This is a genomic window from Candidatus Limousia pullorum (assembly GCF_057405065.1).
In genome coordinates this window covers 1,102,976-1,123,620 of the sequence record NZ_CM171614.1, presented here as the reverse complement: position 1 = coordinate 1,123,620, position 20,645 = coordinate 1,102,976, and the positions used below count along the sequence as shown (strand labels likewise).

Genomic DNA, 20,645 nt, shown 5'->3' with positions numbered 1-20,645 from the left:
AAATATGACCGAATATATTTTCAATACAAACGAGGGAACACTCTCCGGATTTCCTCAGGAAGAGGATTTTCCAGCTCACAGAGCAAACAAAAGAGTTTCTGTGATGAGCTCAAAGGAATTTAAAATTATAAGCGAAAACTACCCTCACTGTGATTACCTGCTGTCGGACGTGGAAAATATAAAGCATTGCAGGTCGGACGCCTTTTCCGACTGTATTTTGGGAACAATCAAAACTCCCACTTTCCCCTATGATGAAAACCCTCAGCAGACCTTCGGCTTTTATTTGGGCAAGGATGAGATTATTTTCATCTCGGACAATCAGGAAATAAACAGCATATTTTTACGACTGGAAAAACACACCTTTGGAAAAAGCTCACTTGTAAAATTTTTCTTGGGAGTTTTGGAGTACCTGATAAGAAACGATTCCATCTATCTTCAAAATATAGAGGACGAGCTTTCAAAGCTTGAAGAAAGTCTTTTAATCACTATCCCCCAGAATTTTTACGAGGACATTCTCAGATACAGAAAAATTCTTTCAAAACTTCATGCCTATTACGACCAGCTCACCGACTTGGGACAGGACATGGAGGAAAACTTCTCCGGCATACTTTCACCGGAGGAATGTGCCTTGTGGCAGGTGTACACAAACAGAACCGAAAGACTTCATAATCACACGGAAAGACTTATTGAATACCTTTTGCAAATACGTGAGCTTTATCAGTCCCAGCTTGCCGCACAGCAAAACAAGGTTATAACCTTTCTCACCGTTGTCACAACCATCTTTCTCCCCCTCACCCTTATTGCAGGATGGTACGGTATGAACTTTTCCAACATGCTTGCCTTTAAATGGAATTACGGCTATTTGGCAGTGATTATTCTAAGCGTCATTATAATTGTGGCAGAGATAATCTACTTTAAGAAAAAGAAAATGCTTTAAAAAAAGGGAAACAAGGCTCTGCGTCTTGTTTCCCTTTTAGTTATTATCTTTCTATATTTCCTCTGTAGCTCATGATACCGCCCGCATTGATACAGTCATAGCCATGTTTTTTCAGATATCCGCAGGCAACTGTACTTCTTGCGCCGCTGTGGCAGTAAACATAATATTTTTTAGATTTATCAAGTGAAGCATTTTCCAGGCTGTCAAGCGGAACATTTACTGCTCCCGGAACTCTGCCGTCGAAAAACTCCTCCGATGTTCTCACGTCGAGAATAACACCTCTGCTGTCTTTTCTTGCCTCGTCTATAATCAAATCAAAATTATTGTTTCCTCCGAATATATTAAAAAATCCCATATTTACACTTCCTTTTGCTTTTATGGGTAAATTATACACAAAATCCGACGGATTATCCGTAACCGGGTTACAAAAAAAGAGCTGCGTTTTTGCGCAGCTCAAATTTTTTATTATTTAATTTTAATCTACCCTTACAGAAGCAATCTTTCTTGATCTTCTCTGTTCCTGGCTTTGCTTTGCAGCTTTATACTGTTTTTTATTTACAGATCTGCTGTTTTCATTTCCGGTATGGTCTATCTGCTTCCAGGTTGTTGTGCGCTTTATTGCACAGAAAATCTGAATAGGAATCCATGTAGCCATAAATATCCAGAAGCTCAATACCCCTTTGGTTATTCCTATAGCCATTCTCGGTTTTATAAAGGAAAGAATTACGCATCCAAAAGAAAGTCCCGCATAGGAAAACGCCAAAGGAATTCCTACAAACTCAAGAATTTTCTGGAAGCCGTCGGGCTTTGTAAAACTATCTATAATAACAGGCAATGCGGTTACCACTGCAAGGAACATTGAAAGCAGCTGCACATAGGGCAGACAAAGCACCAAAAGTGCGTCCAAGAAAGCAAACTTCTTTTGTTTTCTAAAAGCCTTGAAAAACTTCGGTATGTAGAGGGCAGATACATGTAAAGTTCCGCTGGTCCAGCGTTTTCTCTGGGTAACTGACTGGCCGAATTTAACAGGATGTTCATCATAAGTTAAAGCGGCAGGAACCCAGTGTACCTTTTCCCCTGCAAGAATACAATGAACAGAAAACTCAAGGTCTTCTACCAATGTCTTTGTATTCCATCCACCGATTTGATTGATAAGGTCACAGCTTACGGCAAAACCTGTACCGTTTATAAGTGCTGAAAGCTTAGCATTTGACCTTGCTCTGTTTTGAATAAAGTTTATCATTTTATAATATAACGTGTAAGAACCGGACAACCAGTTTGTGTATGGGTTTTTACTGTCTCTGTAACCCTGTGCGCATTTTGCGCCTGCACAAAAAGCGTTGTTCATCTCCGCAAGAAAGTTTTCGTCAACAATATTGTCGGCGTCAAAAACACAAATTGCGTCAAAACCGTTCATTATCTTTGGCAGCGCATGGTGAAGCACCTCTCCCTTTGTCTTTACGGGAACAGTGCAGTGAACAATCTCGGCACCATGTCTTCTTGCCACCTCTTCCGTATTATCAGTACAATTATTAGGAACTACAAAAATTTTGTAAAGTTCTTTGGGATATTTTTGCGAACACAAACTGTCAACCAACTTGCCGATTACAGCGGCCTCATTTCTGGCTGCAATAACAACGGCAAATTTCTTTTCAGGCGCTGAAGCTTTATACCTTACTTCTTTTTTCAAGGAAAATAGAGCTACGATTAAAAAGTAAAAGCCCATAACAGTAAGAGGTATCCCTATAACCATTGCAGCGTCCACAAAAAAATCGACCCAATTCATCACCTTGTCCTCCTTTTCTACAGTATATTATTCCATAACCACCATTATAATAATAATTTCATAAGAAATCAACCTTAATGTACTTAATTTATCAAATATCTAAAAAAAGTCATCTGTTTTTCAAAAATTTAATAAATTCTTAATAATTGCAACCTTTAAACATACACCTGTTAAGTGGTATAATATAATCAAACAAAGCAAAGGAGCATTCTTTTATGTACAATATTTTGATTTGTGACGACGATAAATATATTGTAAAGGCGTTAAAAATATACCTTGACAATCCAGAATATAACATTTTTGAGGCTTTTAATGGAAAAGAAGCTCTTGAAATTATAGGCAGAAATGAAATCCATCTTGTGCTTATGGACATAATGATGCCGGTTGCAGACGGACTTCAAACCGCCGAAAAAATAAGAAAAAAGTACAACATGCCAATTATTTTCTTAACTGCCAAAAGCGAGGACAACGACAAGATAACAGGCCTTGAAGCCGGCGGAGACGATTACATAACAAAGCCTTTTCAGCCTGCGGAGGTCTGCGCAAGAGTTCGTTCCCAGCTTAGAAGATATCTGCGGCTGGGCGGAATTGAGAAAAAGCCACACACCATAACAATAGGAGGAATTACCCTTGACCCGGATTCAAAGAAAGTGACAGTTGACGGAGAACCGGTACAGCTAACCTCCACACAATATACTATATTAAAACTCTTTATGGAAAATCCCGGAAAAACATTTTCCTCAAAAGAAATTTATCATCATATCTGGAACGAGGACACATCCTCTCCCGGTCAGACAATAGCAGTTCACATAAGACATTTGAGAAAAAAGATAGAAATAAATCCGGAAGAGCCCATGTACATAAAGGTTTTATGGGGACATGGGTATGTATTCGGATTTGACGAAAGGGGAAATAAAATATGAAGAACTTTGTTTCCAACTCCGCTGTAAAAATAATATGCGTAATTCTCACTCCTGTTATCTCCTATATGGCTATATTCTCCATAATCGCCACAATGACAAACATAAATCAGGATTTTTACAATGATGATGCAACCTCCGAACAATCAAATTACATTACAAAAGAGGATTACCAAATGCATTCTTTTTTGGAAAGCGACCAGTGCATGGAGCTTTTAACAGACGATGCTTACAACATATGCTCTTTGTTTTCAGCATATCAAATGGTGGATTCCTCTTATCTTGCAAGCTATTCAGCGGATAGATCCAATTTGCAGGTACTTGTATATTCAGCTAAGGATAATACCAACACATCCCTTTATTTTAACAATCGTCTTCAAATTTCAGAAGGTCTGTCCACCGTGGTTGAAATGACAGCTTCCTACGACCCGGAAACAACCATTATCACAAAGCTTGTTCTTGACAGAGAGCTTAAAAATGACGACAAATACAAAGCGGCGTTTGAGTCCTATGCCTATATGAAGGATTACCACAATGTTTTTGTTGCTGCTTCTATTATCTTTTCACTTTTGTTTATTGTTCTTTTGATTTTCCTGTGTGCAGGAGTAGGCCACAAAAAGAACAGCGATACCATATTTCTCAATTTTTACAACAGAATACCAATCGAAATAATTTTAGCAGTATACATAGCTGCGCTGTTTTTCACAGCAAGGGGAATCGCCGAAATTTACATGATGCCATACCGTTACGACGGATTAAAACCACTGCTTCCCCAGACTGCGCTGCTATCGGTTCCGCCTTTTCTTATTGTAAATATTATACTTGTGCCATTTATAGTGTCCATGGCGGCAAGAATAAAGGCGTCCACAAACAAGGTTCTGCCATTCTGGAAAAATTTCCTTATTCCCAGACTTATTCATTTTATATGTGTACAGGCAAAGAAAGCGGCTATTTTTATTGTAAAAAATTCTTCCGCCGTGTTTGTGGGAATACTCGGTTTTCTTATCTACATAATTGTAAATATGTTTTTAATATTTTCGTTGGCAAGCCTAAAAGGAGTTTCCGTATTTCTCACCATTGCCTTTAATATAGGCGTTTTGATATTTATCTGTCTTTTCCTTTCAAACCTGGACAGACTGAGAAAGGAAACCCAAGCCCTGGAAAAAGGAGAATACGCACTTACAGACAGCAATTCCTATATGCTGTTTTTCAGAAAATTTGCCGAATCCCTTAACCACACAAAGGAGGGAATGTCCGTCGCTCTTGAGAAAAGCATAAAAAGCGAGCGTTTTAAAACTGAGCTTATAACCAATGTTTCCCACGACCTGAAAACCCCGCTGACCTCTATAATAAATTATGTTGACCTTATGAAAAATGAAGACCCAAACAGTCCCAAGTCAAAGGAATACCTTGACATTCTGGACAAACAATCAAAAAGGCTCAAGCATCTTATTGAAGACCTTATAGAGGTTTCAAAAGCTTCTACAGGCAACGTAAAGGCAGAGCTTTCAGAAATCGACATAGAGGAATTTTTATCTCAGGTAAACGGAGAATTTTTCGACAGATTTGAAAATTCCCAGCTAACCGCAGTTACAGAACACAACGTTAGAAATCTCAAAATAACCGCAGACGGAACCCTGCTTTGGAGAGTTTTCAACAACCTTTATTCAAACATCTGCAAATACTCTTTGCCGGGAACAAGGGTTTATATATCCACAAGACTGAACGGAACAAATGCGGAAATAACAGTAAAAAATATCTCCGCACAGCCTCTAAACATAACCGCCGAAGAGCTTACGGAAAGATTTGTGCGAGGTGACAGCTCAAGAAATACCGAGGGAAGCGGCTTGGGACTTTCAATAGCCAAAAGCCTTACGGAAACCCAAAACGGAACCTTTGAAATAAAAATCGACGGCGACCTTTTCAAGGTTGTACTTAACTTCCCTGTCTTTGCCGTAAAAAACGAGCCGGCACTTACAGAGGATTACGAGCTGTTGGGAGAAGAAATCAAAATATCAAACTCCAAATCCCATGAAAAGAATATGGATTTCATAGAAATAAACAACGATGATATATGGACTAAAGACGGCTTTTAAGCCGATGTTCTGAAAGGATGATAAAAAATGAAATTTGCTTTTATAATAATGGGAGATTTCGAATATCCAAAGGATAAGCAGTCAATTCATCAGGGAACCGCCCGGATAATCGGCGTTAAAAATCTTCAGGAAGCCTGTGAGGAAAGCAAAAAGCTTTTACAAAATGGCATAGACTGCATAGAGCTCTGCGGAGCTTTTGGAGAAGATGGCGCAAAAGCGGTGATAAAAGCCACCGAAAACCTTATTCCCGTTGGATATGTAACCCACCTGCCCATGCAGGACGATCTTTACAAAAAGACTTTTTCCTAAACCAAACATACATGAAATCAAAGCGCCGCAGGTCACTGATCTGCGGCGCTTTGATTTTTATGAGGTTATTCAAATATATTTTATAAATTACTTAATAGGTATAATCTTTGTTTCAAAGGCTTCAAGCTTCATTCCATCCACATCAACTTCAAAATCGTTGTGGTTGATTATCATTTTAATCTTTCCGTTTTCGTCGCCTCTTACAGCTATTTCTATATTTTCAGGTGATACAATGTATTCTATATTTTCATCACGGATAATGTTTTCCATGATTTTTTTAATTGTTTCTCTGTCAGGAGTGCATCCGAAATAGTATACGGTTCCCTTGCCGTAGCTGTTTTTTGTCACTGCGGAATATTCGCTGTAGAATTTATCGCCGTAATTATAAAGGGATTCTGCGCCTTTGCAGACAAGCATATCTCTGAAAACTCCGCCTGTTCCCTTTTCGCCAAGGTATTCACCATTTCCGCAGATTTGGAAAGCGTCATAGCTTTGCAAACTCTCTGTTTCCTCTACATACACGCCTGCAAAGTCATCAAAGTTCACCGGTAAAATTTTGTTAAGCACAAGGTTGTTGTCCTTATCCTTTACAGCGGTTCTGTATGTCATAACCACTGTACCGCCGTTTTGGGCAAACTCTCTCAGCTTCTTTTCAAACTCTTCCTTATACACTATCATCTGAGGAACTATAACCACCTTGTAATCGCTTATATCCTCTCGTGCATTTATAACATCAACATTTATATTAAGCTCATAGAAAGGTCTGAAAAGCTTTTTCATCTCCTCCATATTGTTCAGTGTCTGGCTTTGACGCTGTATTCTAAAGGCTGCCAAGGAATCGTAATCGTAAAGAATTGCCACATCGCTTTTTATAGGTGTAGTAAGTTCTTTTTCGTAATTCTTTACATCCTTAAAAAGACTCTGAACTTCATAGAACTTTCTTTTCTTTAAATTGTCTGCGTCTATTATTCCGTAGCAGAACTGCTCTGCGCCCTTTGTAGCGCCTCTGTATCTGAAATAGAGTAATGACTCACAGCCTCTTGCCAATCCCTGATATGACCACATTTTAGCCTGGTTAGGTCTTGGCAAAAATCCTGTTATGTCGTGACCCTGTGCGCCCATAATCGCTTCTGTAATCCAGAAATTCTGTCTTTTTAAACCTCTTATATAGTCCAGCGCAAAAGCTATCTCGAAAGGAGCAAGAGGTTCTTTCTGTCCGCCCCACACCGGATAATTATTGTAGGCGACAACATCAAGATTTTTAGCAACCTCTGAATAATCCATATGCTTTTCAAGACCGCCGCCGGGGAAATCGTGAATAACAGTTACATCGCCGCAGATTTCTTTAAGGAGCTTAACCTGAAATTCAGCATAATTTACTATGCTTTTGTTTCTGAATCTCTCCCAATCCATTCTCAAAGATGGGTTGTGTGTAGTGATTGTTGCCATAGGTGTTGGAATTTCTGAAAAATCGTTGTATTCCTGTGACCAAAAAGCTGTTCCGTAGGTTTCGTTGAGCTTGTCTATATCACCGCCAAACTTATCGGAAAGAAACTTTCTGAAAGCTTCCTGACAGTTTTTGCAGTAGCACACGTCGCTGCCCTCATGGCCAAGCTCGTTATCTATCTGCCATGCAATTATGGCTTCCTCGTTCTTGTAATGATTAGCCATTTCACGGATAATTTTTTCTGAATATTCATAAAGAATCGGACTGTTAAAGCAGTAAACGTGTCTTCCGCCGAAAACTCTCTTCTGACCGTTTTCAAACTCGGAAAGAATATCAGGGTGTTTCTTTGCAAGCCATGCGGGGATTGTAGCGGTAGGTGTTCCCATAATCACCTTTATGCCCCTGGCTTTCGCCTTTTCAATAACCATATCGAAGAAAGAAAAGTCGTATTGTCCCTCTGTTTTCTCCATAAGATGCCAAGCAAATTCGGCAATTCTTATGACGTTTCCGCCCATTTCCACGATATTGTCCAAATCGCTGTCAATCATAGATTTATCCCACTGCTCAGGATAATAATCAACACCTAACCACATAATAAAGTCCTCCTTTTCTGCTTTTAGAGCTGTCATAGTTTATCACCTATATATTACAAAACAAATCACTGAAAGTAAAGTAAAACGTAAATCATTATAATTACAAAAATAATTTTTCATCGCTTTGTTTAGTAAATATTTTACCATATTCAACCGCCTATTTACAGGTTGAAATCAGTATATATCCTTTGTTTTAATATACAGTAAGCAGCACACGCTGTAATTTACATAAGAATAATACCACAAAGCTTTTTATTAGTCAATGGTTTTGAACTAAATTATTTACTAAATTTAGTAAACTTTTTTTCAAAAGAAAAACCGCAGTTCAAAAAATGAACCACGGTTGCTTTGTATTTTATCCCTGAACATCAGAAATAAAACGCACGCTATTTCTGTCTATAAGCTCGCAGGGAATTACGATTTTCTGGACATGATTGTCGCCGTTCCACAGCTTTTTCATGCATGAAATAGCGGACTTCACGTTATCTCTTATATGAACCTCGATTGAGGTAAGGGGCGGGTCTGCAAACTCGGAAAGACTTGTATTGTTAAATGTTATTATACTTAAATCCTCCGGAATTCTCAGTCCCTCTTCCTTGATAGCCTTTATTGCACCTGTAGCTATTGCGTCGCTGGCAATAAACAAAGCTGTTGGCAGATTATCCCTATTGCGGACGATAAATTCTTTCATTTTTTCATATCCGCTTTTTGAATTCATCGCCGAATCTATTATCATATTTTCATCATAATATCCGCTGTCTATCATTGAAAAACGATAATAATAAAGACGGGAGTCAAGTGTCGGTTCCTTAGTATCTCCGTAAGTATAGTTTTCTCCAATAAAAGCTATTTTCTTATGGCCGTGCTCACGAAAATGGCGCATGGCAAGTCTTAACGCCAAATGGTAGTTAGGAACTATACTGTAATACTTCTGCTCGTCGTGGGAGGAATCCAGAAACACGATTTTATCCGTGTATTCGTAAAATCCCTCAACCTCGTCCGGCGTAAATTTGCCTATTGCGATAATTCCGTCGATTTTATAATCATCGGTTTTTACAAATCTTCTGGTGAGGTCACGGAACATTGTAACCGTATTTATTTTTTCAGAAAAACATTCCTCTTCAAGGGCGTTTTTCATAATAAGATAATAGACATCCTCCATCTGCTCGGAAATCTCAAACATCTGGGCAATGCCTATACGTCTTGCCCCAACCTCAGCTTCCACAGAATATCTTTGTCCCACCGTTTTATAGCCAAGCTGTGCGGCGGCGGCAAAAATCTTTTGCTTTGTATCATCAGATACGCTGAGTGTATTGTCCTTATTTAATACCCTCGAAACAGTGGAAACGGACACCTCTGCTATTTTCGCTATATCTTTTAATGTTGCCATAACAATCACCTTACTTCTTAAAAAGCAGTCTCTTTAAGTTCTATGAAAATTATACTACATTTAAAAACAACACTCAATATTTTACTAAATAAATTTATTTTATTTTTCGTCCTCGCCTATTTTTGACTTCGGTTCAACATAAAGAGTTTTGTTGTTTACATATATAACCATTCCCGGCTTTGCTCCTGCCGGTTTCTTTACATATCTTACCCTTGTATAATCTACAGGAACCTTTGAGCTTTCCCTTGCTTTGCTGTGATATGCCGCAAGGCTTGCCGCCTCAACCAATGTTCTATCGGGAATTTCCTCTCCGTCGGACTCAATTATAACATGGGAACCGTGTATATCCTTGGTGTGAAGCCACATATCATTATTGTTTGCCTGCTTCAAGGTAAGCTGGTCGTTTTGCTTATTGTTTCTGCCCACAAGGATTTTATAGCCGTCGGATGATTTATATTCCAAAGGCGGCAAAGCTGCCGGCGGTTTTCTCTTGCCTTTAGGCTCTTTTATATATCCCTGTTCTGAAAGCTCCAAACGAATCTGAGAAAGCTCCCTTTCACTTTCCGCTCTTGCAAGCTCGTCGGAAACTGCGTCGATATACTCAAGCTCTTCCATTGCCTTTTCAATATATTCTTTCAGATATTTTTCCGCTGTTTTCGCCTTTCTATAATCACGGTAATATCTCTGAGCATTTACCGACGGTGACAAAGCCGGGTCAAGCTCTATTGTAATAGGCTTCATTTCCGGGTCGTAGAAATTTTCCACTGTAACGGAATTTGCGCCCCTTTCAATTCTATAGAGATTAGCCTGGAGCAAATCGCCTTTTATTCTCAGCTCTTCTCTATTTTCGCACTGCTGAAGCTGAGCTTTTTGCAGATTGATTTTCTTTGAAAGTCTCTCCGTAATATTCACAAGCAGTCGATGCAAGTCCTTAGACTTCACCTTCATGCGTTCTGCGCTGTCACGTGTGCTGTAATATGTGTCCAGAAGCTCACCGAAGGACTGACACTTTTTTATTTCCACTGCGTCCCCGTACTGCTTTGGACACATAAAAGAAAAATCAAAAGCGTTATTTCCCTCTTTTATCAAAATATAAGGTTCACCGCTGACATTTTCTGCAGTATTTTTCAAATCCTCAACGGCATTTACAAGGCTTTGAAAATTCTTTTCCTCATAAAGGCTTCCGGAAAAGAAGTCGCCGAAAGCTCTATACTCAACCTCTCGGCTGACAACAGGTGAAATACCCTGAATTGAAGCGATAACCGCCTTTGAAACAGAACCGCCTGAATAATTTTCCTTTATTCTCTCGCAAATCTTTTCCGCTTCACTGCTCAAAATATTGAGCTTATCCTGAGGCGGCGGAAGCTCGTATCTCAAGCCCGGCAACACAAGTCTCTGAGAAGAAACGGTCATATCAACCCTTTTTAAAGAGTCAATAATAATTCCATCTTCATCTATTATTATGACGTTACTGTACTTACCCATAATTTCAGCCGCCACGGTGATTTTCACCTTATCGCCCAGCTCATTTACCGCCTCGAAATCAAGGAACAGTATTCTTTCCAGTTCCGGTTGGCGCACGTCTACAAGCTTACCGCTTCCCAATTTCTTTCTAAGAAGCATACAAAGCATAGGCGGAACCGGAGGATTTTCCGGCGCAAAGCGTGTAAAACTCACTCTCGGCGAATTTGCCCTTGCGGAAAGGAGAATTTTTCTCGTTCCCTCCATCGTTCTTATTGCCATAATTATTTCATCTCTATTGGGCTGGTGAATCTGTGTAATTCTTCCGCCCAAAGCCTGGTCTTTTATCTCTTTAGCTATATGTCGTAAAAATATACCATCCAGTGCCACACTTTCCCCTCCTATTTCTTTTATATCCGACGGGGATAGGTTCAGCTTAAAATAGGCTCCCGTTTTCCGTCGGGCGAGACCTTTTCCTCTATCTTTGGAATGGCTCGCACTTATTTAACTTTTTATTTTTCTTTTATGTAATTATCTATCACGGTTGGGTTTATTTTTTATTTAACATCATAACATACCAACACTTTAAATTTATATCAAAAAATCAAAATCAAACGTAAATGAAAGAATAGCAATCTCCATGACAAAACAAACCTCTATCCGCCGCACGAACGACCGGTGACTGTTCAAGAGAAGCCCTCCAAGGCGGAGCTAAAAATCATTTGTGGTATTTGGTGTGGGAAGAGATTTGGAAGGAGCGGTAGATTTGTTCCGTGAGCATTACACGGGCGAGCTGGTGAGGGAAAGTCATTCTTCCCATGGAAATTTTAGCGTTGCTGAGACCTTTCAGCTTTTGGCTTATTCCCCACGAACCGCCTATGATGAAATCTATTGAGCTGAAACCCTCCACCGAGGCTTTTTCAATCATCTGAGAAAGCTCCTCGGACGATATTATTTTCCCCTCAATACACATTGAAACCACAAAGGAATTTTTCTTGAGCTTGCTTTCTATTCTTTCACCCTCGTGGACGATTGTGTTTTGAATTTGGCTGTCAGATGGGTTGTCCGAGATTTTCTCTTCGTTTACCTCTATGATATTAAACTTACAAAAAGCTGAAAGCCTTTTTTCATATTCGGCAATGGCCTGCGTCCAGTATTTTTCCTTGAGTTTTCCTACACAAATTATGTTAACGGTGAGCATAAAACACCTCTTATCAGTATATGAACTTCTTTCCCATTGTAACTTCCGGAGCAACGTCAAGGGTAAAGTCCTTGTCCGGTTTCATTCCCATCTGTAAAAACTCGCACATTGCGGTTTGATAGGCAAGCTCGGGAGTATTGTTTTCACGGCTTAAATGAGCAAGCAAAAATCTCACTGTTCCCTTTTGGGCTAGGTTTGCTATTTCCTGAGCGCAGGAAATATTTGAAAGATGACCCACATCGGAAAGTATTCTTCTTTTCAGCACATAGGGATAAGGACCGCATCTCAGCATATTTATATCGTGGTTGGACTCAACAACGCAGAAATCGCTTTCGCCCAGCTTTTTTCTCACATCATCTGTCATATATCCCATATCTGTAGCGACGGTGCAAACTCTGCCGTCGGGAGCTGTCACTGTATAACAGCAGCTTTCTGCGGCGTCGTGAGGGGTGTTTGTCCTCTCTACAAAAAATCCGCCGGCTGCTTCTCCTGTTTCAATCACCTGAGTTTTAACTCTGCCGGTAATCTTTCCGGAATTTCTCAAGGCTCTTATTGTTCCGGCGCTTCCGTAAACAGTAAGACCTAGCTTTCTTGCAAGCACGTCAAGTCCGGAACAGTGGTCGCTGTGCTCATGGGTAATAAAAACGCTGTGTATTCTTTTTACATCAATATCGTTGTCCTCAAGGGCAGTAACTATCTGTTTACAGCTTCGTCCTGCGTCAATGAGTATTCCCTCTCCGGAACACTCTATACAATAACTGTTACCCTTACTTCCACTAAAAAGCGGCACAATCTTAGCCAAATACTTTTCACCTCTATTTTTTAGTTCCGCCTTACAAGGGTTCATATATCATATTACTTCCTCCATGCGGCGGATTTATGTTTGGTATATCAATTATATTTCTCTATTTTAACCCTATCGCTTTGTCGTGTTTGTTTTATCATAAAAGGTTTATGTAAGCAATATGGGATTCCAAAGGGACCACCGTCCCTTTGGCAGGAAGTTTGAAGGACGGAGTCCTTCATGGAAATCTTTATAAAATTAAAAATAGGGATACAAACGTATCCCCGGAAATCACATAAATATAAATTTAATTATGCGGTCACAACAACCGTTTCAGGGTCGAACTTTTTCCTGATATCAGCTCCAAGGCTTCTGAATTTTTCCACTACCTCTTCGTAACCACGTTCAATGTATTCGATATTGCTTATTTCTGTTTCGCCGTCGGCACAGAGAGCGGCAATAATCAAAGCGGCTCCTGCACGCAGGTCGGTGGCTTTTACAGGCGCAGAGTTAAGCAGTTCTCCGCCCTCAATTATAGCAATTCTTCCCTCAACAGTTATGTTGGCGCCCATTCTAACAAGCTCGCCCACATACTGGTATCTGTTATCCCAGACGCTTTCCTTAATTGTGCTTGTTCCGTCAACAGTTGCAAGCAAAACTGCAAACTGAGGCTGACAGTCTGTAGGAAATCCCGGGTGAGGCATTGTCTTTATATTACAGACACGAAGATTTCCTTGGGTTGCATCCACAAGAACAGCTTCGTCATACTCTGTAATTTCAACGCCCATTTCGGAAAGCTTTGCGGTGATAGAATCAAGGTGTTTAGGAATAACATTTTTAACGAGGACCTTTCCTCTTGTTGCAGCAGCTGCTGCCATGTATGTACCGGCCTCAATCTGGTCGGGAATAATGGAGTATGTAACACCTTTAAGATAGTTTACACCTCTTACCTTAATAACGTCTGTACCGGCTCCACGGATATTTGCGCCCATGGAGTTCAAGAAGTTGGCGAGGTCAACAATATGAGGTTCCTTAGCCGCATTTTCAATTACGGTAAGACCCTCTGCCTTTACTGCCGCCAGCATAATATTCATTGTAGCACCTACTGAAACCACGTCCAGATAAATATGTGCTCCGTGAAGTTTTCTGTCTGAAGAGACCTCAACAATAGCTCCGTTCAATGTCTGAGATTTTCCGCCCATAGCGGCAAAGCCCTTGAGATGCTGGTCAATTGGTCTTACACCGAAATTGCAGCCTCCCGGCATAGCAACAGAAGCTTTATGAAATTTTCCCAGTAATGCGCCCAAAAGATAATAAGAAGCTCTCATACCTCTTACTGAATTTGAAACCGCAACCGGATATTTAATATTTCTTGCATCTATATCTAAAACATTCTTACTGACACGGGTAACATTTGCGCCCATCTCACAAAGAATTTTACCTATAAGTCTTACATCACTAATGTTTGGAACATTTTCAATTCTGCAAGGCTCGTCACAAAGAATTACTGCAGGGATTATTGCGAGAGCCGCATTTTTCGCTCCGCTGATTGAAACCTCCCCGTTAAGGTGGCATCCGCCTTTAACTATAAACTTATCCAATTGTGCACACTCCAATACTCATTAACATGGATAATGCTGTATTTTAAATTACCGCATTGCGGAAATTAAAACTTTTTCGCTGGCAGATAACAGCAATATATATACCTATAAATACCAAATTAACATCTATATAATAAAAATAACGACAGCTTATATATTCACAACACTTATTACGCATAGATAAATACATAAACCTGTCCTCGATACATAATAATATAATTATATGCTTTTGTCAATATGAAAAAGTCCGTTCGAACCTAAATTTAGCAACTTGCACTTAATTGAGGTTTTCAATTTCCGTTTTTTATTTAATCGACAATCGAAAAACGGTACTTTCTGTCTAAATTTCTGTACTGAACCGCTTCCGCAATGTGCTTTGCCTTTATACATTCGCTGTTGTCCAAATCAGCAATAGTTCTGGCAACTTTCACTATTCTGTCATAGGCTCTTGCGGAAAGCCCCATTGTTTCAAAAGCTTTTCTCAACAGGTCGTTTCCCTTTTCATCTATAATACAGAATTTCCTAAAGCTTTCTGCATCCATTTTTGCGTTGCAGGTTACTTTTGTATTTTTGAATCTTTCGTTTTGAATTTTCCTGGCGTCATTGACTCTCATCCTGATTTCCGCCGAACTTTCACATAAAACAGAGGAAGTGAGGTCATCGTAGTCCACCGGAGGGACTTCAATATGTATATCGAACCTGTCCATAATAGGGCCTGAAACCTTGGCGGCATATCTCTGTATAGCTTTTTCAGAGCATGTACATCTTTTAGTGGGATGTCCGTAATAACCGCAGGGACAGGGATTCATAGCCGCAACCACCATAATTGAACATGGATATTTCACAGTTCCCATAACCCTCGATATTGAAACATATCCGTCCTCAATAGGCTGACGAAGCACCTCAAGCGCTGAACGGGAAAACTCTGGAAATTCGTCCAAAAACAGAACTCCGTTATGGGCAAGAGAAATTTCTCCCGGATGAGGTATTGACCCTCCTCCGCTGAGTCCCACCGCCGATACGGTGTGATGAGGGGACCTGAAAGGACGTGTGGTTATAAGGGGAACATTTTCAGGCATCGTTCCGGCTATGGAATGGATTTTTGTAACCTCTATCATCTCGTCAAAGGTCATATCGGGAAGTATGGAAGGTATCCTTTTTGCCAGCATACTTTTTCCCGAACCGGGAGGACCAATCATTAAAACATTGTGTCCACCTGCGGCGGCGATTTCCAATGCACGTTTCGCCTCAAACTGCCCCATAACATGGGAAAAATCCGGAAGATTTATCCCTATAAATTCTCTTTTTCTTTTGTACTTTACGGGGACTATCTCTTCTTTTCCTATTAGATGTCTGAAAAGAGAATAGAAATCCTTTACGGGATACACGCTTATTCCCTCAACCACGGAGCCCTCCATGGCGTTTCCAACAGGGACAAAAACTCTCTTTATTCCCTTTTCTTTTGCTTTCATCACCATAGGCAGAACGCCGTTTACACGCCTTACCTCTCCACGCAGGGAAAGCTCACCCACAAATGCACAGTCGTCAATGGGAGCTTTTATGGCTCCGGTAACTTTAAGAAGCGCCACAAGTATAGGCAAATCGTAAAGCGGACCTTCCTTTCTTATATCAGCAGGGGCAAGGTTTACTGTTATTCTTGTTGTAGGAAATTCAAAACCACAGTTTTCGGCGGCGGCACGAACACGGTTGCGGCTCTCCTTTACCGCAGTATCCGGCAAGCCAACAATATCGAAAGCAGGAACTCCGTCGGAAACATCTGCTTCAACCTCGACCATAAAACTGTCCATTCCGAAAAATCCCATGCTGTTGCAGGAATACATCATAACTACCACTCCACAAACTGAATAGCTGTACAAAAATTTATAAGTCTGAACTAATTTTATCATATTTTTCATTATAAAACAATAGATTTGATTATTAAATATTTTTTAAAAGAAAAATTTTTCTTAAAGTTGACTCAGTTTATCTTTTATGGTAGAATAAAATGTAAAATTGTATTCGGAGGAAATCATGTCAGAAAATCAGCATGAAAAAAATTTAAGGGAACTGAGCGACGCCCAGCTTGCAAAGCTTATCCAAAATGGCGACGAATCAGCCTTTAACGAAATTTTCAAAAGATATATAAGACTTATATTCTCTATAGCCTCAAAATATTCGGCGGAAAGCTTTGAAAAGTCAGATTTTGTTCAGGAAGGACTTATCGGTCTACTTTCAGCTTGCAGAACATTCGATGAAAACGCAGGGGCTTCATTTAAAAACTACGCCTCTCTTTGTGTTGAAAGAAGATTTATTTCAATAATAAAAAAGGCTTCACAACGCAAAGATACCGCACAAAACGGAGTTGTTTCTATTTACGATTTGGAGTTAACCGCAGACAGCTCATCCGACCCGGAGGAAATCGTGCTTTCAAAGGAATTTTTGCAGTCATCCTATAAAAAATTCCGTGAAAAGCTTTCAAAGCTGGAATATGAGGTTTTTTTGCAGTATATGAGCGGTGCAAAATATGCGGAAATATCAGAAAATTTAAATATAACTGAAAAAGCCGTTGACAACGCCTTGCAGAGAATTAAAAAGAAAATATCTGAAAACTAAACTGTCGGTCACTGAATCTGTTTCAAACCGGCAGTTTTTCTCTGTTTACAGAAAATTTACTTCTTTTTGATAGCAATTAAAACATAGTTTCCATTATAATAAAGACAACACGGGATAAATTCATACTTTCCCTGTATATTTAAGCTTATAACTTATATTTTTGAATAGCCAGAATGTTTCAACATCGAAAACCAGCCGTCCTTTGCCGGCTGGTTTTCTTTTATAAAAATATCCGTGGTTCAGCAAAACTGACATCCACGGATATTTTATAAATTAGTTAATATAAATTCATTTGCGAGATGTATATATCTGAATATATGTAGCGTCTATAATGCTGACTTTGCCGTCCTGGTTATAGTCGGCAAGAGATTTGTCAAATTCATCTGACGCCGATACCAAATTTACCAGGAATTTCTGAATTAAACTTACGTCCAAAATATTTATCTCTTCGTCCATATTTACGTCGCCCAGTTCATAATCATCGGGATTTTTTGTGGTGACCTCTACAACATAAACTTCAGACATAAAGGAATGATATGTTGCCTGAAGAGCAACTCCGAAACGATATTTTGTACCCGGAGCTAAATCTGTGAAAACAGGTGATGGCTGCCATTCAGACTCCGGAGAGGATGAGTACATTGCACCGTCAATGCTTTGCAATGTTACAGAGGTGGAAGAAATCTTTTCCACATTTACTTCCGGTATTGTTGGTCGCTGAGGAACCTCAAGATGATAAATCTGGCTTTTAAAATCATTATATGTAGCATTTCTTTGGATATATAAATCAACTCCCGGCGTCAGCAGAAAATCTGGCTGTTCTATAATATAAACAGCGTCAGACATATCCGGGTTTGTGCTTACCATGTAGTTTCCGTCAAATACTTTATAGATTATATTGTACATGTAGGCTATACGCAAAGGCTCAATTTCAAAACGGCTGGGGATAAAATTAACAAACTCCTCCCCGCCGTCAGCAGGAGTTACTGTCAGCAAGGTCGCTTCATCGTTTTTTATCATATCGGAAACAGATGAATCGGAAGCGAGTATATTTCCATTTTCATCCTTAACAGTATAGGCGTCCCGGTCATAAATAATAGTCTCATTTTCATAGTCAAAGGATATTTCGTTTTTGTATATGTTAAAAACATATTCTGTAGGATTTTTACCCTCTGCTTTAGATACAATTTTAACTGTTGTTTTTCCCGGTGAGGTAAAGACCTTTTCATTCCAGTCGGCAGAATTAACTTCCTCTCCGTCCAAGAAAATTTTATCTGTACCCTGAGCCATAAAACTCACTTTGTCATCAAATTTAGAAAGATAAATGTTCTTTTCGGTGAAGTCCTCTGTTTTATAATATTCTTTTTTGTCGCCGTACTGCACAGCTAAATCAGTAAGCTCTGAGGAAGCCTTTGTGTATTCTTTTTCCACTGTATTTCCTCGGTTTCCCTGGTGGTCAACGCCGTATGCGTACAGTGTCACATTTTCGCCGACGGTGAAATCTATTGTTATTGGAGAAGTGTATTTTTCATAAGAAGAATTATCAAATGAGTAATAGATTTCTTCTGTTCCGTTGGCGGAAAGGGAAATTTCAGTTCCGTCCGGAACAGGGCCTTCCATTTCTGAAAATCTTACGGTTGATACAGCCGAGTCGGAATCAGGCAATGGGTTTGTAAAGCCTTTTATGCATACGTTTGTCACATAAGCGTCATCTGCCATAGAACCGCATATGTCAAACCATTCACCATTTACAAATGCATAGCTCTCTCCGCCGTTTCCAAGATATTGCGGCACATAGTCAGGTGTTGGTGTTATACACAATTCAATGGCTACAGGAGATGTATAGTTTGGGTTTTCAAGCTCTATGACAATGCTGAAGCGTTCGCCTTTGTTAAGCTTTACAGGATGGTCAAGCTCTATTGTGTGATATCCTGAATATACCTCTGTTCCGGTTTGGTTTTCCAGCTTTAATGTGCCGGACTGAGGCTGACCCTCTTCCACTCCTGTAAATATAGAAATGGAATAGGAAGTTCCTACGTCTGTTGTGTAGAAAGACACGGCTTCAAGCTGCTCGTCATTTTCAGCGGTGAAAATATTGGCTACCGTGGCTGATTTTGGATTTTCTGCATTCGTCGGCATGGAATATGACCATCCCACAGTGTCGTACTGGTAGTTATTTGAATAGTTGTCCGCTTCTTCCAATATGTATGTATTGCCGGCTACAGTGGTTTTGTCCTCGTATGAAAGCCAGAAATAGCCCTCATCTCCCCAATCTGTTCCCCAGCTGTTGCGGACAAGCCATGCGCCGTCGTTTTCCGGCTGCTTGTTATCGTTAAAATTCTCTTTAGGATAATTATCATCCCAGCCAACAATAGTTACAACGTGGTTTGTGTTTTCATACTCATCGTTATACCATGCGTAAGTTAAGGGATTGTAGTTTTCGTTGTTTGCACTGTAGAAAATTGCAACAGAACCATAATTGAGGATTACATCTTTAGTTATATCAAGAGGAATACCACTGTCTGATGAACCGTAAATACCTGTCGGCATGTAATATGCATCCTGCAAATGATAATCCGCTGTATAGCGCAGTTCTTCATCAGGGTTTTGAGGATTTACACCGTCAAAAGGAGCTTTTTCACTAAAAATTGGGCCTTTCCATGCAGCCATTGTGCCCACTGCAAATCCGTTTGAACCGCCCTGCATATACGGGTCGTTGGTTTGGTAAAACTCTTCTTCCTCATCTCCTCTGTATGAAAACCATGCTGTATGGAGAGATGAAAAACTTGTGTTAGGGAATTGGTCTAACAATGAGCTTTCAGCTACTGAATTTGCAGACACAGCCCAGCAAACTCCCAGCAATTCCTGATTGTATACCGGAGAAACCTTTCCGGTATCTCTTAAATCATATTTTTCCGGCAGTTCCTGGAGAGCAGAATAATTCTGTCTTGAAAAATATTTTGTGTAGCTTTCAGAAAGATAGGAAAAGTCCTGCATACTTGGGGCAACTCCCTGACTTCCGTTTTCCAGCCACTCTATGTACTCCGGATTTATATCTGACTCGTCAAACAAATCAGAAATAGGGCTTGTCCTGTTTTCAGGATTTGTTTTATTTTCATCTTCGCTTTCCGACGCATAAGCAGATATTGTGCCTAATGCAAGAACAGCCGATAAAATAATACTTACAGCGCCTTTTAACATTCGTTTTTTCAAATAACATCTCTCCTTTTTAATAACTTCCTTATAAATAATTTTACAATAAAAAGACCGATAAGGCAAGGATAATACAATTATATTGACTATATAATGTAGAAAAAATATAACCTTTATGTAGACAAGCCATTCCAAAAATCAAACCGAAGGTTTCGCCCGCCTTGAAATGAACTTAATTTCTAAACAAAAGCTTTGCAAGGCGGAAATAAAAAACAAAACGTGGCTTGCGAAATACAAACCACGTTCTTTGTTTCATTTAGTAAAAATACACTCTGTATGTAGGCGAGCCATTCCAAA

General features: G+C 39.7%; 15 protein-coding genes. 5 read left to right on the top strand and 10 right to left on the bottom strand.

Features of this window, described 5'->3' with window-relative positions:
- Nucleotides 1-4: 4 nt before the first annotated feature.
- Complete coding sequence (locus CGICJO_RS04840; RefSeq protein WP_486499837.1) at nucleotides 5-937, top strand: magnesium transporter CorA family protein; 933 nt, start codon at nucleotides 5-7, stop codon at nucleotides 935-937.
- 43 nt (nucleotides 938-980) lie between these two features.
- On the opposite strand, the gene CGICJO_RS04835 is transcribed toward CGICJO_RS04840, so the two are convergent.
- A complete protein-coding gene (locus CGICJO_RS04835) occupies nucleotides 981-1,292 on the bottom strand; it encodes a rhodanese-like domain-containing protein (RefSeq protein WP_486499836.1) in 312 nt (103 codons plus the stop codon).
- Nucleotides 1,293-1,412: 120 nt separating this feature from the next.
- Complete coding sequence (locus tag CGICJO_RS04830; protein WP_087377963.1) at nucleotides 1,413-2,723, bottom strand: glycosyltransferase family 2 protein; 1,311 nt, start codon at nucleotides 2,721-2,723, stop codon at nucleotides 1,413-1,415.
- Nucleotides 2,724-2,938: 215 nt separating this feature from the next.
- Here CGICJO_RS04830 and CGICJO_RS04825 point away from each other — a divergent pair, with 215 nt between their 5' ends.
- From CGICJO_RS04825 to CGICJO_RS04815, 3 genes are read left to right on the top strand one after another with little or no spacing between them, the layout of a single operon-like run.
- Nucleotides 2,939-3,646 carry a response regulator transcription factor gene (locus CGICJO_RS04825; protein WP_486499835.1) on the top strand — a complete coding sequence of 236 codons (708 nt, stop codon included), beginning with the start codon at nucleotides 2,939-2,941 and terminating at the stop codon, nucleotides 3,644-3,646.
- Nucleotides 3,643-5,739 (top strand): sensor histidine kinase, encoded by a 2,097-nt coding sequence (locus tag CGICJO_RS04820; RefSeq protein WP_486499834.1) that lies wholly within the window; start codon nucleotides 3,643-3,645, stop codon nucleotides 5,737-5,739. Before CGICJO_RS04825 ends, CGICJO_RS04820 begins: the two co-directional genes overlap by 4 nt.
- A gap of 27 nt (nucleotides 5,740-5,766) precedes the next feature.
- Nucleotides 5,767-6,048, top strand: coding sequence for a DUF6506 family protein (locus CGICJO_RS04815; RefSeq protein WP_486499833.1), 282 nt, complete (start codon nucleotides 5,767-5,769; stop codon nucleotides 6,046-6,048).
- Between the two features lie 87 nt (nucleotides 6,049-6,135).
- Here CGICJO_RS04815 and CGICJO_RS04810 read toward each other — a convergent pair whose 3' ends face one another.
- From CGICJO_RS04810 to CGICJO_RS04780, 7 genes are all read right to left on the bottom strand, one after another.
- The gene (locus tag CGICJO_RS04810) at nucleotides 6,136-8,088 is read right to left on the bottom strand and encodes a beta-galactosidase (protein ID WP_486499832.1); all 1,953 of its coding nucleotides are present in this window, start codon (nucleotides 8,086-8,088) and stop codon (nucleotides 6,136-6,138) included.
- A 355-nt stretch (nucleotides 8,089-8,443) separates the two neighbouring features.
- Nucleotides 8,444-9,478 carry a LacI family DNA-binding transcriptional regulator gene (locus CGICJO_RS04805; RefSeq protein ID WP_087377955.1) on the bottom strand — a complete coding sequence of 345 codons (1,035 nt, stop codon included), beginning with the start codon at nucleotides 9,476-9,478 and terminating at the stop codon, nucleotides 8,444-8,446.
- 99 nt (nucleotides 9,479-9,577) lie between these two features.
- A complete protein-coding gene (locus CGICJO_RS04800) occupies nucleotides 9,578-11,329 on the bottom strand; it encodes an Rqc2 family fibronectin-binding protein (RefSeq protein WP_486499831.1) in 1,752 nt (583 codons plus the stop codon).
- Between the two features lie 328 nt (nucleotides 11,330-11,657).
- Nucleotides 11,658-12,140 (bottom strand): 23S rRNA (pseudouridine(1915)-N(3))-methyltransferase RlmH, encoded by a 483-nt coding sequence (gene rlmH, locus CGICJO_RS04795; RefSeq protein WP_087377951.1) that lies wholly within the window; start codon nucleotides 12,138-12,140, stop codon nucleotides 11,658-11,660.
- A 13-nt stretch (nucleotides 12,141-12,153) separates the two neighbouring features.
- Nucleotides 12,154-12,987, bottom strand: coding sequence for an MBL fold metallo-hydrolase (locus tag CGICJO_RS04790; RefSeq protein ID WP_486499830.1), 834 nt, complete (start codon nucleotides 12,985-12,987; stop codon nucleotides 12,154-12,156).
- Between the two features lie 248 nt (nucleotides 12,988-13,235).
- Nucleotides 13,236-14,525: a UDP-N-acetylglucosamine 1-carboxyvinyltransferase gene (gene murA, locus CGICJO_RS04785; RefSeq protein ID WP_486499829.1), complete on the bottom strand. Its 1,290-nt coding sequence runs from the start codon at nucleotides 14,523-14,525 to the stop codon at nucleotides 13,236-13,238.
- A gap of 308 nt (nucleotides 14,526-14,833) precedes the next feature.
- Nucleotides 14,834-16,369 carry a YifB family Mg chelatase-like AAA ATPase gene (locus tag CGICJO_RS04780; RefSeq protein WP_486499828.1) on the bottom strand — a complete coding sequence of 512 codons (1,536 nt, stop codon included), beginning with the start codon at nucleotides 16,367-16,369 and terminating at the stop codon, nucleotides 14,834-14,836.
- 187 nt (nucleotides 16,370-16,556) lie between these two features.
- Here CGICJO_RS04780 and CGICJO_RS04775 point away from each other — a divergent pair, with 187 nt between their 5' ends.
- Nucleotides 16,557-17,138: a sigma-70 family RNA polymerase sigma factor gene (locus CGICJO_RS04775; RefSeq protein ID WP_486499827.1), complete on the top strand. Its 582-nt coding sequence runs from the start codon at nucleotides 16,557-16,559 to the stop codon at nucleotides 17,136-17,138.
- Nucleotides 17,139-17,426: 288 nt separating this feature from the next.
- Here the strand turns inward: CGICJO_RS04775 and CGICJO_RS04770 are convergent, their stop codons facing one another.
- Nucleotides 17,427-20,348 (bottom strand): lectin like domain-containing protein, encoded by a 2,922-nt coding sequence (locus CGICJO_RS04770; protein ID WP_486499826.1) that lies wholly within the window; start codon nucleotides 20,346-20,348, stop codon nucleotides 17,427-17,429.
- Nucleotides 20,349-20,645: the final 297 nt, after the last annotated feature.

Coding starts and splice junctions, on each gene's coding strand:
- CGICJO_RS04805 (WP_087377955.1), bottom strand. CDS start 9,478: ATGGCAACATTAAAAGATATAGCGAAAATAGCAGAGGTGTCCGTTTCC.
- CGICJO_RS04775 (WP_486499827.1), top strand. CDS start 16,557: ATGTCAGAAAATCAGCATGAAAAAAATTTAAGGGAACTGAGCGACGCC.
- CGICJO_RS04780 (WP_486499828.1), bottom strand. CDS start 16,369: ATGATGTATTCCTGCAACAGCATGGGATTTTTCGGAATGGACAGTTTT.
- CGICJO_RS04790 (WP_486499830.1), bottom strand. CDS start 12,987: ATGAACCCTTGTAAGGCGGAACTAAAAAATAGAGGTGAAAAGTATTTG.
- CGICJO_RS04820 (WP_486499834.1), top strand. CDS start 3,643: ATGAAGAACTTTGTTTCCAACTCCGCTGTAAAAATAATATGCGTAATT.
- CGICJO_RS04830 (WP_087377963.1), bottom strand. CDS start 2,723: ATGAATTGGGTCGATTTTTTTGTGGACGCTGCAATGGTTATAGGGATA.
- CGICJO_RS04810 (WP_486499832.1), bottom strand. CDS start 8,088: ATGTGGTTAGGTGTTGATTATTATCCTGAGCAGTGGGATAAATCTATG.
- CGICJO_RS04835 (WP_486499836.1), bottom strand. CDS start 1,292: ATGGGATTTTTTAATATATTCGGAGGAAACAATAATTTTGATTTGATT.
- CGICJO_RS04840 (WP_486499837.1), top strand. CDS start 5: ATGACCGAATATATTTTCAATACAAACGAGGGAACACTCTCCGGATTT.
- rlmH (WP_087377951.1), bottom strand. CDS start 12,140: ATGCTCACCGTTAACATAATTTGTGTAGGAAAACTCAAGGAAAAATAC.
- CGICJO_RS04825 (WP_486499835.1), top strand. CDS start 2,939: ATGTACAATATTTTGATTTGTGACGACGATAAATATATTGTAAAGGCG.
- CGICJO_RS04815 (WP_486499833.1), top strand. CDS start 5,767: ATGAAATTTGCTTTTATAATAATGGGAGATTTCGAATATCCAAAGGAT.